The sequence below is a fragment of the Nocardioides sp. CPCC 206347 genome (assembly GCF_048654605.1).
Taxonomy (GTDB): Bacteria; Actinomycetota; Actinomycetes; order Propionibacteriales; family Nocardioidaceae; genus Nocardioides.
Window position 1 is genome coordinate 261231 of record NZ_JBMCYZ010000002.1, and the last position, 16226, is coordinate 277456.

At 69.4% G+C, this 16226-nt stretch carries 15 protein-coding genes and 1 pseudogene; 14 read left to right on the forward strand and 2 right to left on the reverse strand.

What is annotated here, in order from left to right; all coding sequences use genetic code 11:
- Positions 1-318: 318 nt before the first annotated feature.
- From ACOACQ_RS07470 to ACOACQ_RS07530, 13 genes and pseudogenes are all read left to right on the forward strand, one after another.
- Positions 319-1386, forward strand: coding sequence for a hypothetical protein (locus ACOACQ_RS07470; protein WP_378603225.1), 1068 nt, complete (start codon positions 319-321; stop codon positions 1384-1386).
- A 36-nt stretch (positions 1387-1422) separates the two neighbouring features.
- Positions 1423-1866: pseudogene (locus ACOACQ_RS07475) on the forward strand (ABC transporter ATP-binding protein); the annotation flags it as partial.
- A 549-nt stretch (positions 1867-2415) separates the two neighbouring features.
- On the forward strand, positions 2416-3195 hold the full coding sequence (locus ACOACQ_RS07480; RefSeq protein ID WP_378603442.1) for an MlaE family ABC transporter permease: 780 nt from the start codon (positions 2416-2418) through the stop codon (positions 3193-3195).
- A 1-nt stretch (position 3196) separates the two neighbouring features.
- Positions 3197-4120, forward strand: coding sequence for an MlaE family ABC transporter permease (locus tag ACOACQ_RS07485; RefSeq protein WP_378603223.1), 924 nt, complete (start codon positions 3197-3199; stop codon positions 4118-4120).
- Positions 4117-5436, forward strand: a complete 1320-nt coding sequence (locus ACOACQ_RS07490) for an MCE family protein (RefSeq protein ID WP_378603221.1) — start codon at positions 4117-4119, stop codon at positions 5434-5436. Before ACOACQ_RS07485 ends, ACOACQ_RS07490 begins: the two co-directional genes overlap by 4 nt.
- Positions 5433-6458, forward strand: coding sequence for an MCE family protein (locus tag ACOACQ_RS07495; RefSeq protein WP_378603219.1), 1026 nt, complete (start codon positions 5433-5435; stop codon positions 6456-6458). Before ACOACQ_RS07490 ends, ACOACQ_RS07495 begins: the two co-directional genes overlap by 4 nt.
- Positions 6458-7474, forward strand: coding sequence for an MCE family protein (locus ACOACQ_RS07500; protein ID WP_378603217.1), 1017 nt, complete (start codon positions 6458-6460; stop codon positions 7472-7474). The genes ACOACQ_RS07495 and ACOACQ_RS07500 overlap by 1 nt, the downstream gene beginning before the upstream one ends.
- The gene (locus ACOACQ_RS07505; protein WP_378603214.1) at positions 7471-8511 is read left to right on the forward strand and encodes an MCE family protein; all 1041 of its coding nucleotides are present in this window, start codon (positions 7471-7473) and stop codon (positions 8509-8511) included. The genes ACOACQ_RS07500 and ACOACQ_RS07505 overlap by 4 nt, the downstream gene beginning before the upstream one ends.
- A 2-nt stretch (positions 8512-8513) precedes the next feature.
- Entirely contained in the window at positions 8514-9848 is a 1335-nt protein-coding gene (locus tag ACOACQ_RS07510) for an MCE family protein (RefSeq protein WP_378603211.1), read from the forward strand.
- Positions 9848-11032, forward strand: a complete 1185-nt coding sequence (locus ACOACQ_RS07515; RefSeq protein ID WP_378603208.1) for an MlaD family protein — start codon at positions 9848-9850, stop codon at positions 11030-11032. The genes ACOACQ_RS07510 and ACOACQ_RS07515 overlap by 1 nt, the downstream gene beginning before the upstream one ends.
- Positions 11029-11595, forward strand: a complete 567-nt coding sequence (locus ACOACQ_RS07520) for a hypothetical protein (RefSeq protein WP_378603205.1) — start codon at positions 11029-11031, stop codon at positions 11593-11595. Before ACOACQ_RS07515 ends, ACOACQ_RS07520 begins: the two co-directional genes overlap by 4 nt.
- The gene (locus ACOACQ_RS07525; protein WP_378603202.1) at positions 11592-12098 is read left to right on the forward strand and encodes a hypothetical protein; all 507 of its coding nucleotides are present in this window, start codon (positions 11592-11594) and stop codon (positions 12096-12098) included. The genes ACOACQ_RS07520 and ACOACQ_RS07525 overlap by 4 nt, the downstream gene beginning before the upstream one ends.
- A gap of 21 nt (positions 12099-12119) precedes the next feature.
- The gene (locus ACOACQ_RS07530; protein ID WP_378603199.1) at positions 12120-12947 is read left to right on the forward strand and encodes a hypothetical protein; all 828 of its coding nucleotides are present in this window, start codon (positions 12120-12122) and stop codon (positions 12945-12947) included.
- Here the strand turns inward: ACOACQ_RS07530 and ACOACQ_RS07535 are convergent.
- A complete protein-coding gene (locus tag ACOACQ_RS07535) occupies positions 12934-13527 on the reverse strand; it encodes a mismatch-specific DNA-glycosylase (protein ID WP_378603196.1) in 594 nt (197 codons plus the stop codon). The genes ACOACQ_RS07530 and ACOACQ_RS07535 overlap by 14 nt on opposite strands.
- Positions 13528-13544: 17 nt before the next feature.
- Here ACOACQ_RS07535 and ACOACQ_RS07540 point away from each other — a divergent pair, with 17 nt between their 5' ends.
- Positions 13545-14735 carry a site-specific DNA-methyltransferase gene (locus tag ACOACQ_RS07540; protein ID WP_420288001.1) on the forward strand — a complete coding sequence of 397 codons (1191 nt, stop codon included), beginning with the start codon at positions 13545-13547 and terminating at the stop codon, positions 14733-14735.
- On the opposite strand, the gene ACOACQ_RS07545 is transcribed toward ACOACQ_RS07540, so the two are convergent.
- Complete coding sequence (locus ACOACQ_RS07545; protein ID WP_378603190.1) at positions 14736-16193, reverse strand: WS/DGAT/MGAT family O-acyltransferase; 1458 nt, start codon at positions 16191-16193, stop codon at positions 14736-14738.
- Positions 16194-16226: the final 33 nt, after the last annotated feature.

Below are 16226 nucleotides of genomic sequence, written 5' to 3' on the forward strand. Positions count from 1 at the left end.
GCGCTGACACTGACCCCCACCGGAACCGTCATTCCTCAACAGGAATGGCGGTTTCGGGGTCTCGAGACGGTCGCCGCGCGACCTCCTCGACCTCCGGGGCCCAGCGGGTTGTCATCGGGCTGACAACGACCCGCGTCGCCGGCCCCTTCGCCCCGCGGACCGGTCGTGGCTCCGGCGCTCCCATCCCAAAAGTTGTCACGCGCATCACAACATCCGTGTGGTGGGCGGACAGATTGCGGCGAGGCCCTAGCCCCGGTGTCGCCGTCAGCCTTGACTGAGCCGCAGGCCGAGTGACGGCCGTCACGGGAGAGGGAGCCGATGTCTCGGGCAACGAAGGCGTTCCACCGCATCGTGCGGGGGAACCGGGCACGCACCGTGCTCACCGTCGTGCTCGGCGTCCTCCTCGCGACGACCGGTCTGGTCGGGGGAGCGGTCCAGGTCCTCCGGGTCGCATCGGCCGCCCCAGCCCCCGCGACGCCGGAACGGTCGGAGGGGACCTCCCAGGCAACAGCCCTCGTCTCCGACGCGGTTCCGGCGGTCGCGGTGGAACCCGCAGTCGTCGTACGACGGCAGGCGGTTGGCGAGCCGAGCGACTTCCCGGGGTCGCTCGGCTCCGCCCCGCCGGACGCGGTCGCCGCCTACCAGCGGGCTGCCGCGATCATGACGGCCGCGTCGGACTGCGGACTCGACTGGACGGTGCTCGCCGCCATCGGTCGCGTCGAGTCCGACCACGGTCGCGGCCCGGCCGTGGGGGAGCTCCTCGACATCCCGGACACCGACCTCGGCAAGGTCGACGGCAACGAGCTGCGGGACGCGCCCGTCGGGCCGATGCGGCTGCTGCCCGCCACCTGGGCCGTCGTCGCGGTTGACGCCGACGACGACGGGGTCCGCAACCCGCAGGACGTCGACGACGCCGCCCTGGCGGCAGCGGTCCTGCTCTGCGCCGGTGGACGCAACCTCGCGTCGTTGTGGGACCTGGTGCCGGCCCTCGCGTCGTACCACCCGGCGCCGGGCTTCGTCCGCACGGTCCTCGCGCTCGTCCGGCAGTACGACGAGGAGGCGGCACGGCTGCCCGCTCCGACGGTGCCCGTGAGTCCGCTGCCGGTGTTGCCCGATCTGTGTGCCTGCCGGGACATCCAGGCGCGGAGCGTCGTGTCCAGCACGGTCCGGACCCCGCAACCGAGCCCGTCGGCCACCCCGTCAGCCACCCCGTCGACCACTCCATCGACCACTCCGTCGGCCACTCCGTCGGCAACGGAGACGACCACGGAACCGACGGACGTACCGACGGGAGAAACCAGCGACCCGACCGACGGGCCGACCAGCGAACCCACCGAACCCAGCACCGCCACGACCACCAGCAGCGACCCCGCGGTCGCGCCATGAACACCCGCATCAACACCGACAGGCAGGAGACCCGCCATGGGCGGCACCGTTGAGGTCACCGGACTCACCAAGAGCTTCGGTTCCCAGAACATCTGGAGCGACGTCACGCTGACGTTGGCGCCCGGTGAGATCACGGCGCTGCTCGGCCCGTCGGGGACGGGCAAGTCGGTCTTCCTCAAGTCGCTGATGGGTCTGCTCCGCCCGGAGTACGGGCAATGCCTGGTCAACGGTGTCGACATGATGACGGCCAAGGAATCGCACCGTCTCGACCTGCGCAAGAAGTTCGGCGTGCTCTTCCAGGACGGTGCCCTGTTCGGATCGATGAGCGTCTACGACAACGTCGCGTTCCCGCTGCGGGCCCACACCCACAAGTCCGAGGCGGAGGTGCGCCAGATCGCCTTGAACAAGCTGGACATGGTCGGACTCCTCGGCCAGGAGCACAAGCTCCCCGGTGAGATCTCGGGCGGCATGCGCAAGCGCGCCGGTCTCGCGCGGTCGCTGGTCACCGAGCCCGAGATCATCCTGTGCGACGAGCCCGACTCGGGCCTCGACCCGGTCCGTACGGCGAACCTCGCGCAGCTGCTGCTCGACGTGAACGCGCAGACCGACGCGACCATGCTGGTCGTCACCCACAACATCGAGCTGGCCCGCACCCTGCCCGACAACCTCGGCATGCTGTACCGCCGCCAGCTGGTGATGTACGGCCCGCGTGAGCAGTTCCTGCTCACCGACCACCCGGTCGTGTCGCAGTTCATGGCCGGTGACCCGGTCGGCCCAATCGGGATGAGCGAGGAGGTCGACCACAGCGTCAATGCGCCCGTGCTCGACGCCTACGGCTACCCGGCCGACGCCGTCGGTGCCCACACGATGGTGCGTGCCGGTGCCCGCGCGATCGAGGTCCTGCCGCGCCAGCTGCTTCCCGCCAGTGGTCTCCCGCGCCCGGCCACCGAACGGCACGCCCGGAGAGTCGCGTCCGGGGAGTCGTCGCTGTACATCGCCGACGACGAGGAGGTAGATCGACCACCTTCCGTGAAGCGCCCCGATCCCGTCTCGCGCTCGCTCGACCAGGTCGGCGCCTTCTTCGCGCTGGCCCTCGACACGATCCGCGCCACCTTCCGCCGGCCCTTCGCGGCCCGCGAGCTTCTCGACCAGTTCTGGTTCGTCACCAGCGTCTCCTGGGTCCCCGCGATGTTGATCGCCATCCCGTTCGGCGCCGTGATCGCCCTCCAGCTCGGCACCCTCACCGTCCAGGTCGGCGCGCAGTCCTTCACCGGCGCGGCCTCGGTCCTGGCCGTCGTGCAACAGGCAGCGCCGATCGTCACCACGCTGGTCATTGCGGGAGCCGGAGGTGCGGCCATCTGTGCCGACCTCGGGTCGCGGACGATCCGCGACGAGATCGATGCGATGAAGGTGATCGGCATCGATCCGGTGCAACAGCTCGTCGTCCCGCGCGTGCTCGCCTGCGTGATGGCGGCCGTGCTGCTCAACGGGCTCGTGTCCGTCGTCGGAGTCCTCGGTGGCTACTTCTTCAACGTCGTCGTGCAAGGCGGTACGCCGGGCGCCTACCTCGCCAGCTTCACCGCACTCGCGCAGATCTCCGACCTGTGGGTCGGCGAGCTCAAGGCCGTGATCTTCGGCTTCCTCGCCGGCGTCGTCGCCGCCTACCGCGGCCTCAACACCCGCCCCGGGCCGAAGGGCGTGGGGGAGTCGGTCAACCAGTCCGTCGTCGTGACCTTCCTCCTGCTGTTCTTCGTGAACTTCGTGATCACCACGCTCTACCTCGAGCTCGTCCCCGGGAAGGGAGCCTGAGATGGCGATCGGCACCCGGCCACCAACAGGCCCGCCAGGCAACGGGGGCATTCCGCCCACCTGGGGCCGGCCGCCCAGCCGCAAGGCCGGCCACGTCGTCGTACCCCAGCGCCCGTGGTGGGACCGCCGCCTCGACGGCCTGGTCCAGAGCGGCCGCGACGTCCGCTTCTACGGCACCGTCATCGCCGGCATCCCCAAGGCGATCCGCCTCTATCCCAAGGAGATCTGGCGGGTCCTGTCCGAGGTCAGCTTCGGCACCGGCGCGCTCGCCGTCATCGGCGGCACCGTCGGCGTGATGACCGGCATGAGCCTGTTCGTCGGCACCGTCGTCGGGCTGCAGGGGTACGCCGCCCTCGACCAGATCGGCACCAGCGCGCTCAACGGCTTCATCTCCGCCTACTTCAACACCCGCGAGATCGCGCCGCTCGTCGCCGCACTCGCCATGTCGGCCACCGTCGGCGCGGGCTTCACCGCCCAGCTCGGAGCGATGCGGATCAGCGAGGAGATCGACGCGGTCAAGGTGATCGGGCTCGACGCCGTCCCGTTCCTCGTGTCCACCCGGGTCGTCGCCGGTTTCATCGCGATCATCCCGCTCTACGTGATCGGGTTGTTGACGTCGTACGCCGGAAGCCGGCTGGTCACCGTCCAGCTGCGCGGCCAGTCCGCCGGCACCTACGACCACTACTTCCAGCTCTTCCTGCCACCGGTCGACATCCTGCTGTCCTTCGGCAAGGTGCTCGTGTTCGCGGTCCTGATCATCCTGATCCACTGCCGGCTCGGGTTCTTCGCCAAGGGCGGTCCCGCCGGGGTGGGACTGGCCGTCGGTCAGTCCGTACGACGCACGCTGGTCGTCGTCGCGCTGCTGGACCTGGCCCTGTCGATGGCGATGTGGGGCACCACGACGACGGTGAGGATCGCCGGATGAGCGGCGTGATGAGTCTCGGCCGCGCGCGGGATGCCGCCCTCGGCGTCGGCTACATCGCGCTGGTGCTCGCGATCCTCGCCGGCACCTGGCTGGCCTACAACCAGGTGTTCACCGACCGCGCCGAGATCACCCTCACCACCGGCACCCTCGGCAACGCCCTGCTCGAAGGCTCCGACGTGAAGCTCAACGGCGTGCCCGTCGGCACGGTGGACAAGATCGAACCCCGCGACGGGGGAGCGACCCTCACGCTCGCGCTCCAGCCCGACGTGCTCGACGACCTGTCGACCACGACCACCGCGCGCCTGCTGCCCAAGACCCTGTTCGGCGAGCGCTACGTCGCCCTCGTGGTCCCGTCGACCGCTGGAAAGGGGGACGACAAGCTCGAGGCCGGCGACACCATCGCCCAGGACGCCTCGTCCGCCGCCGTCGAGCTGGAAGAGGTCTTCGACCAGTTGTTGCCCGTCCTGCAGGCGATCCAGCCCGACAAGCTCTCCGCGATGCTCGGCGAGCTCGCCCTCATGTTGCGCGGCAACGGCGACGACATCGGCACCACGATGGTCGCCTGGGGTGACTACCTCCACAAGCTCAACCCGCTCGCGCCGCAGATGATGGACGACCTCGAGTCCTTCGGCCGGGTCGCCGAGACCTACGCCGTCGCCGCGCCGGACCTGATCGACGCGCTCGACAGCATGACCACGACGTCCGCGACCCTCGTCGACCAGCGCACCGAGGTGAACGACCTGTTCGCCAATGTCATCGTCGCGGCCGACGACGCCCGCGAGTTCGTCGCTGCGAACCAGTCCACGATCACCGTGCTGTCGGAGCAGAGCCGACGGGCGCTGGAGGCGGTGGCGCCGTACGCCGCCCAGTTCCCGTGCCTGTTCAAGTCACTGCGCGACTTCATCCCGGTGATGGACAAGACCCTCGGCAAGGGCACCAACGAACCCGGAGTGCACGTGGTCCTCAACGTCACGCCGTCGCGGGGGAAGTACCTGCTGGGCCGCGACGACCCGCGCTACGCGACACAGGGCAAGCCGCGTTGTCCCTACCAGGACGGCAGCGTCAAGCCCGTCGGCGGCAACCGTCAGGTTCCCTCCGCGGACACGCCCGAGCAGGTTCCCCCTCCGCCGAGCGACCGGATCCGCAACACGTTCGCGGCCGGCGCCGGCCTCGGTGAGGCCAACTCGCCCGCCGAGAACCAGTTGATCGCCGAGCTGATGGCGCCGACCGTCGGGGTCAGCCCGCGTGCCTACCCCGCCTGGGGCAGCCTGCTGGTCGGACCGCTGCTCCGTGGAGCCGAGGTGGAGGTCCGATGAGCCGCAACCAGAAGTTCGCAACGACGCTGACCAAGTCGCTGGTCTTCGCGATCGCCACCGTGCTCGCGACGCTCGCGCTCGCCGGCACGATCCGCAACAGCAGCAGCGGACCGAGCGACGAGTACGTCGCCCTGTTCACCGACGCCACCAGCCTCAACAAGGGCGACGACGTCCGCATGGCGGGGGTCAAGGTCGGCACGGTCACCGACATCGAGATCGCCAACGGACGCACCGCTCGCGTGACGTTCACCGTCTCCGAGAGTGCACCGCTGAGCGAGGGATCCACCGCCCAGCTGCGGTTCCGCAACCTCGTCGGCCAGCGCTACGTCGCCGTACAGCCGGCGGAGGTGCCCGGCAAACGCCTGGCCGCGGGGCACGTCTTCGACCTCGACGACACCGAGCCGGCGCTGGACCTCACGGTGCTGTTCAACGGGTTCCAGCCGCTCTTCCGGCTCCTCGACCCCGAGGACGTCAACGAGCTGTCCGGGCAGATCATCGCCGTCTTCCAGGGCGAGGGCCCCACCGTCGAAGGCCTGCTCAGCAGCACCGCCAGCCTCACCTCCACACTGGCCGATCGCGACCAGGTGATCGGTGACCTGATCACCAACCTGAGCTCGGTGCTGGGCGTCGTGGAGGAGCGCTCCGGGCAGCTCGACACGACCCTGGTCACCCTGCAGCAGCTGGTCAGCGGACTCGCCGAGGACCGCGAGACCATCGGCTCCACCATCGACGGGATGAGCGACCTGTCCGACAGCGTCGCCGGACTGCTCCAGGAGGGCAGGGCGCCGCTCAAGGGCTCGATCAAGGCGCTGGGCGACCTGTCCGCCGTGCTCGCCGACAACGAGGACGTCATCGCGAAGTTCCTCCGGACGCTCCCCACCAAGCTCGACCGGGTCGGCCGCCTGACCAGCTACGGCTCCTGGGTGAACTTCTACGTCTGCTCGATCGAGGGCCGGATCCCGCTGCCCGAGGGCTACTACGGCGACCTGGGCGTCCAGCCCGTCGCCGGGAGGTGCAAGTGATGACGAAGCGCTATCCGACCTCGTTCGCCGAACGCAACCGCGTGGTCATCGCCGTGATCGGGCTCGTCGCCCTCGTCGCGACCTTCTTCGCGACCTTCTACGCCGAGGACCTGCCGGTCATCGGCGGCGGCGACCGCCACCAGGCCTACCTCGCGGAGACCGCCGGGCTGCACGCCGGCGACGAGGTCCGGGTCGCCGGCGTCAAGGTCGGCAAGGTGGCCGACATCGAGCTCGTCGGCAAGCAGGTGCTGGTGACCTTCCGGGTCAAGGGCGTCGAGGTCGGCGACCAGTCCACCGCGGCGGTCAAGATCAAGACCCTGCTCGGCAAGAAGTTCCTGTCCATCGACCCACTCGGCGCCGAGGCTCTCGACGGTCCGATCCCGCTCGAGCACACCACGACGCCGTACGACGTCAACGCGGCCTTCTCCGACCTGTCCTCCACCATCGGCGAGATCGACACCGCCCAGCTCGAGGAGAGCCTGAACACGATGTCCGAGGTGTTCGCCAACACCCCGGAATCGGTGCGGGGCATGGTCGACGGGTTGTCGCGGCTGTCGCGCACCATCTCCAGCCGCGACGACGAGCTGGGCAAGCTGTTCGCCTCGACCAACGAGGTCACCGACACCCTCGCCACCCGCAACGACGAACTGGGTGCGCTGGTCTCCGACGGCAACCTGTTGCTCACCGAGCTGGCCAACCGCCGCGAGTCGATCCGCACGATGCTGCGCAGCACGGTGACGCTGGGCAAGGAGCTCCAGGGCCTGGTGCGGGACAACGAGAAGCAGTTGGCACCGGCACTGAAGAAGCTCGACCGTGTGTCCGCTGTCCTGAGGCGCAACCAGAGCCACCTCAACGACGCGCTGAAGGTGCTCGGGCCGTACTACCGGATGCTCACGTCGGCGATGGGCAACGGCCACTGGATCGACTCCTACATCTGCGGCCTCTTCGATGCCGACGACGCACCGGTCCTCGACAACGACGTGGTCCGCGACTGCCAGCCGGGAGGCGCCCGATGAATGCGACGACAAGGTCCCGGATCCGCTGGATCGCCATCGCCACGGGCCTTGCGCTCGTGGTCACCGGTGTCGTGGTCGGGCTGCGGCTGCTGCGCGACACCACCGAGTTCACCGCCGAGTTCGACGCGGCGGTCGGGCTCTATCCCGGCTCCGACGTGCAGATCCTCGGCGTCCCGGTCGGCGTGGTGACCGCGGTCGAGCCCAGGGGCGGCGGGGTGCTGGTGACCATCGAGCTCGACGAGGGCCAGAAGGTCGCGAAGAACACCGGGGCCGTCGTGGTCGCGCCCACCCTGGTCAGCGATCGCTACGTCCAGCTCACCGAACCGTGGGACGGCGGCCCTGCCCTCAAGGACGGCGCCACCATCGCGAAGACGGCCGTGCCCGTCGAGATCGACGAGATGTACGAGAGCCTGGTCGACGTCAGCGACGCCATGGGTCCTGACGGTGCCAACCGGGACGGCGCGCTGTCGGCCTTCCTCACCACACTGGCCAAGAACCTCGACGGACAGGGCGCCGACATCAACACCATGCTGTCGGAGTTCTCCGACGCGTCGGCCACCATCGACGGCTTCGACCAGGACTTCTTCGACACCGTCCGCCACCTCGACACCCTCAACACCACGCTGCTCAAGAACGACACCGGCGTGCTGGGGGCCAACAAGCAGCTGGCCCTGGTCGCGCGCTACCTCGCCGAGGACCGCGAGAACATGTCGGCCGCGATCCTCGAGCTGGGCGACGCGATGGCCCTGCTCGAGGGCTTCGTGCACGACAACCGCGCGGCGTTGAAGAAGAGCGTCGACGGCCTGCTCGGGCCGACCCGGGTCCTGGTCAACCAGCGCAAGTCGATCGACGAGGCGGTGCGCACCATTCCCCTGGCGCTGCAGAACTTCCTGAGGGCCTACGACCCCGCCAGCAACACGATGAGTGGTCGCGGCAACCTCAACGAGCTGACGGTGTGGAGCGAGGACGGCAAGACCGCCCGTTCGTCCGCGGACGCGCCGCCCGTGATGTTGCCCGGCATCGACGGAGGGCAGTGAGCATGCGTGGAACGAGCAGGCTCCGTCGTACGACGGCAGCAGGGGTGGCCGTCCTCGGACTTGGCCTCGGCCTGTCCCTCAGCGGGTGCGGTGTCCTCAGCGGAGGCGTGTACGACGCACCGCTGCCGGGTGGCGCTGACCTGGGCGATGACCCGATCACCATCACCGCGGAGTTCGAGGACGTCCTCGACCTGGTGCCCCAGTCGAGCGTGAAGGTGGACAACGTCGCGGTCGGTCGGATCTCGGACGTGACCCTGGCCGAGGACGGCCGCACCGCCGTGGTCGAGATGGAGGTGCGCTCCGACATCGACCTTCCGGCCGCCACCACCGCGCGGCTGCAGCAGACCTCCCTGCTGGGCGAGAAGTACGTCGCCCTGGTCCGCCCCGATGCCGGAACCCCCGGTGGCGCGGGCGGTTCACTGGCCGACGGTGCCTACCTCAGGACGGGGGAGTCCGACGCAGCGGCGACGGCCGAACAGGTCCTCGGCGCGCTGTCGCTGGTCCTCAACGGCGGCGGCGTCGGGCAGTTCCAGGAGATCTCCCGTGAGCTGCAGCAGGTCAACGGCGGACAGACCGAGGAGATCAGGGCGTTCCTGGAGGAGACGAACCGGTTCGTGGGCATCCTCGATCGCCGCAGGAGTGCGATCACCGGCGCGATCGACGGCCTCGCGAGGCTGGGGGAGTCCCTCGAGGGCGACCGCGACCAGATCGCCAATGTGCTGGAGAAGCTGTCGCCCGGCATGAAGGTGCTGGTCGAGCAACGGCCGCAGCTGACCCGGATGCTCACCGCGCTCGACAAGCTGTCCAAGGTCACCGTGAGCACCCTGAATGCCTCGCAGAAGGACATCGTCGCGGACTTCAAGGCCCTCGAGCCGATCCTGCGCCAGCTGGCGAAGGCGGGCAGCGACCTGCCGCACTCACTGGAGATCCTGTTGACCTACCCGTTCCCGGACTCCGTGCTCGGCGCGATCCGTGGCGACTACCTGAACGTCTTCATGACGACCAACTTCCGCACCCTTCCTGCGGGGTGTGCGGCGATCGGCTGCGCCTGGCCGCAGCCGGGTGGCGGGTCGGCGGCGCGCTCCGGTCGAGGCGGAAGCTCCGCCGAGACGCCGCCGACCATGCTGCCCTCCACCGACAGTGCGACACCGGGCATCGGCTCACCGAGCGTGCCGGGGCCGTCGATCGTGCCGCCCGAGAGCGGGTCGGGCACGCCTTCGACGCCGGGGAGCAGCGGGACACCGAGCGGGAGCCCCACTGATCCCGCGACCAGCGACAGTGGCAGTCCGGGCTCGTCGGGCAGCGCCTCCGGCGGCGCCAGTGAAGGGAGTCAGTGATGCAGCAGCTCACCCGTACCGTCCACGTGAAGCTCGGCATGTTCGTGCTCGTCGCCCTGCTCGGCACCAGCTACCTCGGGGCGTCGTACGTCGGCTTCACGCCGTTCAGCAACGGCTACCAGGTCACCGTCGCGCTCCCCGAGGCCGGCGGCCTGTTCGTGAACTCCGAGGTCACCTACCGCGGCGTCCAGGTCGGTGAGGTCACGGACCTCACGCCCACCGAGGACGGAGTGGAGGCCACGATCGAGATCAAACCCGATGCCCCCGAGATTCCGGCCGATTCGGCGGTCCAGGTCAGGAACAGGTCCGCGATCGGTGAGCAGTTCCTCGACCTTCGCGGCACGGACACCGACAAGGTGCTCGCCGACGGTGACCACCTGCGTGGCGGCATCGAAGCGGTGCCGCAGGACCTCTCCGAGGTGCTTCGGTCCGGCCGCGACCTGGCGGCGTCGCTGCCGTCGGACGACCTCACCACGGTGATCGACGAGGGCTACCTCCTCTCGCGCGGGCTCGGCGAGGACATGTCCCGGTTGCTGGAGACCTCGCAGTCGTTCCAGAAGGCCGCGGACGACAACTTCCTCGTCAGCGCCTCGCTGATCCGCAACTCCCGCCAGGTGCTGCGCACCCAGGAGGAGTCGAGTACGGCGATCCGCGCCTACAGCGGCGACCTCGCCCTCTTCGCCGCAACGCTGGCTGATTCCGACGCGGACCTGCGCACCCTGATCGGCAACACCCCGGGTGCCACACGCGAGCTGAGCCTGCTGATCCACGACGTCGGGCAGCCGCTGGCGATCCTGATGAACAACCTGGTGTCGACCGCGACCATCTTCGGGGTCAACTCCAACGGTGTGCGTGACGCCATGATCCGGCTGCCCGAGGCGGTCAGCGTGGGCTGGGCGACCACGAGCTCGCAGGGCATCAACCTCGGACTGGTGCCGTCGTTCTTCGATCCGCTGCCGTGCGTCGCTGGCTACAGTGGCACGGCGAAGCGGCGGGGCACCGATGCCACTGCTGGCCTGCCGTTGAACACGAAGGCCGGCTGCACGGCGCCGAGGTCCCAGGGCAACGTGCGCGGAGCGCAGGCCGTCGACCAACCGACACCGGGACTCGGCCGCAGGGCCGGGCCCACCGGCAGCATCAACGAGGTCGACGGACTCGACGACCTGCTGGGTGGTCAGCGATGAGCACGGACGTGATGGAGGAGCAGGACATCAACAGCGAAGAGCTCGGGGATCGCGAACGCGGCCGCGGCGTCGAATGGGCCCTGTTGGTGGTCGCGGCACTGGTCCTGGCCGCCGGCCTGGTGTCCTGGCTGAAGGCCGGTGACCACGACGCCAAGGCGGTCGAGCTGGCCGAGCTGCGCGACACCGTGCTGATCTCGGCCCGCGCCAACATCGAGACGATGAACACTCTCGACTACCGCGACGTGCCGGGTGGTCTGGAGAAGTGGCAGGACGTGTCCACGGGCACCCTCAAGGACCAGATCGCGGGGACCGATGAAGAGACCCGCACACTGATGAAGGACCAGGGCAAGGTCTCCTCCGGCAAGGTGGTCGACGCGGCCGTCATCGACCTGACCACGAGTACGGCGACCGTGATCGCGTCCGTCGAGGTGACCGTGCGCGACGGTGCCGACCCCGATGCCGCACCGACGGTGAAGCGCAATCGCTTCGCGGCCGACCTGGTCAAGGTCGGCGGCACCTGGTTGCTGGAGACCCTCGACCAGGTGGCGGTGGACCTCTCATGATGACGCTGCTCCGACGTCACCTGCTGCTCGTGGTCGCTGTCGTTGTACTCGCTGCAGGAGGACTGGCCTTCTGGCAGGCCGACCGCGTCCGCGACGTCGACAACGTCGGCAATCACGCCGTCGTCGACGCGACCCGTACGACCGAGGTCCAGTCCGCCGTCGCGGCCGCCCTGGTGCGTGTCTTCAGCTTCTCGTACGACGATCCGGGGCCGACCCAGCAGGCCGCGAAGGAGCTGCTGACCGGCAAGGCCAGCGACGAGTACGCCCTGCTGTTCACCTCGCTCGAGGAGAAGGCGCCCGGCCAGAAGCTGGTCCTCACCGCGCAGGTCCAGATTGCAGCCGTCAAGGAGCTCAAGGGCGACAAGGCATCCCTGCTGGTGTTCCTCGACCAGGCCTCGCAACGGGTCACCGACAAGGAATCCACCGTGTCGGCGGCTCAGCTGTCCATCGACGCCGAACGCGTGGACGGGACCTGGTTGATCACCAGCATCACCCCGCTCTGACGGTTGTAGTTGGATGGCGCCATGACGGCCGGCCCCGACAACCCCCGGGACGCCCGACGGGAACGGGAGCGCAAGGCCCGTCGGCTCTGGCGGCACTACCAGGCCCCAGCGCCTGACGACGTCGAACCCGAGGTCGCCGCGCAACAGCCGTGGGCCACCTACCGTCAACGTCAGCCCGAGCCGCCCGCTGTCCCCGCAACGCCCGTCTCCGGCGCCGCACGGGCTCGATCGCAGGCCGCCGAACGGGCCGCCAAACGGGCCGCCAAACGGGCCGCCGACCAGGCCAGCATCGAGGCGGGGAACCGGGTCCTCATCCGGACGTTGTACAAGCTGTTCGCCATCGTTGCCCTCCTCGGGGGCGTGGCCGTCGCGGGCAACCTGGACGCCGACGACGACGGGGCGACGGAGTTCAGCCAGGAGGGTCCTGACCCGCGCACGGCGGAAGGGATCGAGCACCTGTCGGACCTGCTCGAGGAGGCGACTGGTGACGACGAGCTCGTGGCCGCGGTTCTCCGGGAGGACAGCGCATCGGTCAGCGTCCCGAGTTCGCCTTCGACGGGGGACGTCGCTGTCTACTCGTGGAGTCGCTGGGAACCGGACGTGCTCAGCCTGATGTACGCCAGCTCGGACCGCGGTACTCCGTTCGAGCTCGGTGACTTCGACGCGGACACCTTTGCTCCGCTGCTGTCGGCAGCCCGGGATCGGCGAGGTGCCGGATCCGACGAGGGCGTGCTCGTCGTCCACCACATGGCGGGATCGCCCGTGTGGGTCGAGATCACGGTCGATGACGACGTCGGCAACGACACCGCCCATGCGACCTTCGACGGCGAGCTGGTCAACCCGGAGTGACGATCCCGGCCGCCACGGCGACCTCGCGGTAGGCCTCGGCGAGGGTCGCCACCGTCTCGTGCGCGTTCAGCCCACTCGGGTTCGGCACCACCCAGAGCTCGGCTCCGGCCAGGTCCTCCGGCTGACGCCCTGACGTGGCCTTCGGCTGTCCGAAGGCCGTGCGGTAGGCGGTGATTCCGGCGACGGCGACCACGCGCGGCTTCTTCGCCGCGACCAGTGCAGTCAGCGCCGCACCGCCATCGCGCAGCTCGGCGGCCGTCAGCTCGGACGCCTTGATCGTCGCCCGGCGCACCAGGTTGGTGATACCGATGCCGCGAGCCCGCATCATCGCCCGGTCCTCGTCGGTCATCCCGTTGGCCGGATCGATGGGTCGCTCGATCACACCGCCCTTGAACAGGGCCGGGTAGAAACGGTTGCCCGGGTGGGCGAAGTGCGTGCTCGTCGCAGCCGTCCACAGCCCGGGATTGATGCCGACGAAGAGCAGCCGGAGCGGCTCGCCCGGTCCGGTCGGCAGGAGGTCGGGGACCTCCGCGTCGCGGAACGACTCGAGCTCCGAGCGGGAGAAGGTACGACGGGCCACGGGGTGAGCCTGTCACGATGGCGAGCATGGGAGTCGACGGAGCACCGTGGAACACGTTCGTCGAGGGGGACAACCTCGACGTACTGCCCACGCTCGCGGCTGGTTCCTTCGACCTGATCTACCTCGACCCGCCCTACAACACGGGCAATGGCTTCGCCTACAACGACGACTTCAAGGGCGCCCGTGGGGCCGGAGCGGCGGGTCGGCACGTCGCCTGGGTCGAGTACCTGCGGCCGCGGCTGGTCGCCGGCCACCGCGTGCTGGCCGACACCGGCGCCATCTTCGTCAGCATCGACGACCACGAGGTCGCGCACCTGCGCCTGCTGATGGACGAGGTGTACGGCGAAGCGAACTTCCTCGCGCAGATCGTGGTGAATCTCAACGCCAAGGGACGGCAGCTGGGGCGCGGCTTCGCGACCTCGCACGAGTACGTCCTGGCCTATGCGAAGGACGCGGCGTCGTGTGTCCTCGACGCGTCGTCCTCGACGACCGTCGTGGAGGCGGACTTCCCGCTGGTGGCCGATGACGGTCGGCGCTACCGACGGCTACCCCTGCGCAACACGAACAAGAAGTTCAACCCGTTGACCGCACCGACCCTGCACTTCGCGGTGTGGGGCGACCCGGTCAGCGGACGGGTGGCGACCGCGCCGTTCATGGGCGCAGTGGAGGTCAAGCCGGTGTTCGGCGACGGCGCTCCGGCGGTCTGGCGCTGGTCGCGCCCCCGCATCGACGAGCGGCCCGACGACCTCGAGTGCCGGGTCGTGCAGGGTGGCACGGGTGAACGGGTCGACGTCTACCAGCGCGACTGGCTGCACCCCGTGGGCGGGCGCCGCAAGAAGCTGCGCACCATCTGGCTGTCCGAGGAGATCGGTTCCACGGACACGGCCGTCGCCGAGCTCAAGGCGATCCTCGGGCACGTCTTCGAGTCACCGAAGCCGACCGGCCTGATCCGCCGCATCCTCGACACCATGCCGGACGACTGCCGCGTGCTCGACTACTTCGCCGGCAGCGGCACCACCGGCCACGCGGTCGCGCTCGCGAACCTGGCCGACGGCGGTCGTCGTACCTGCCTCTCGGTGAACTCCGCCGAACCGACGCGCGCCGGTTCGAACGCAGCACTTGCCGGCTACGCCACCGTCTCCGCCATCACCCGTGCGCGGCTCCGGGCCGTCGCCGATCAGATCGGCGGCGGCCTCGGCCCCGAATAGTCAGCTGAGCCCGGCCGCCTTCTCGAGAGCCGCGAGGTCGTCGTCAAGGTAGGTCAGCAACCGCTGCAGGTGCGGGACGGTACGACGGCAACCGGTCAGCCCGAACGCCATGTTGCCGTCGTACGACGTGCAGGTGATGTTGAGCGCCATGCCGTTGATCGGGATCGACAGCGGGTAGTTGCCGACCAGCTTCGCGCCGTTCCAGTAGTGCGGCACCCGCGGACCGGGCACGTTGCTGATGACGAGGTTGACCGGCGCCTGGACGATCCCCTGCAGACCCAGCAAGGGGAGCACGATCGACGGGGTCATGCCGATCGCACTCATCGCCACGATCTGCAGTGGCGTCATGGAGGACAGCGCTTCCTTGCCGTCCTTCATCGAGCGGCTGATCGACCGGAGCCGCTCGCCCGCGTCGGCGACGTCGGTGGGGAGGCGCACCATGATCGAGCCGACGGCGTTGCCTCCGGCACTGGACGCCTGGCCGGCCTGCTTCGCGTTGAGGCCGATCGGGACCATCGAGACGAGGGGAGCGTCGGGCAGCTCGCCGAGCTCGTCGAGGTAGGACTGCAGGGCGCCGCTGCACATGGCGAGCACGACGTCGTTGATCGTGGTCCCGGTGGACTTGCCGACGGTACGCAGTCGCTCGGTCGGCCAGTCCTGGGCGGCGAAGCGTCGTGCTCCGGTGATCGACTGGTTGAAGATCGTGCGTGGGGCCGACATCGACACGGCCGACGTCTCGTTGCGCATGCCCTTGCGGAGCGTCTTCATCAGGGCCAGCGGCATGCCAGCGGCTTCTCCGCTGATGCTGAGGGCCGAGCGGAACACGTCGGCGGGCAGGTCGGCCGCCGTACGGGCCACTGCGCCGGCCGCACCTGCCGCCGCGGCCGGCAGCGACTCGGCCTCGGGCACCTTCTTCTTGCGGGAGGCACCCTCGGCGAACGGCGCCGGCATGTTGCGGCGGTCGGGATCGGTGGACAGCACGCTCGCCAGGAGTCGCATCGCGGAGATCCCGTCGACCAGCGAGTGGTGCATCTTGGTGTACATCGCCACCCGGCCGTCGGCCAGGCCCTCGATGACATGCGTCTCCCACAGTGGCCGCTCCCACGCGAGGCGCGTGGAGTGCAGTCGGCCGCAGAGGTCCAGCAGCTCGCGGACCCGGCCGGGCTGGGGGAGCGCGCTGTGGCGCACGTGGTGCTCGATGTCGAACTGGTCGTCGTCGCGCCAGAAGAGCGCGCCCGCGGTGGTCACGGACCGGTACGGGTGCTTGAGGAACAGGGGCGCGATCTTCTCGGTGTCCCGCATCGACTCGAACATCTCGCGGATGTAGTCCGGACCCACGCCGTCGGGCTTCTCGAAGAGCTGGAGCGACCCGACATGCATGGGCATGTTGCGGTTCTCGGCCAGCAGGAAGCCGGCGGAGGTCGGGTCGATCGGCCGGAAGGCGGGAGCAGAAACCACAGGGGCCCCTTTCGTTGCAGGACCTCGATACTC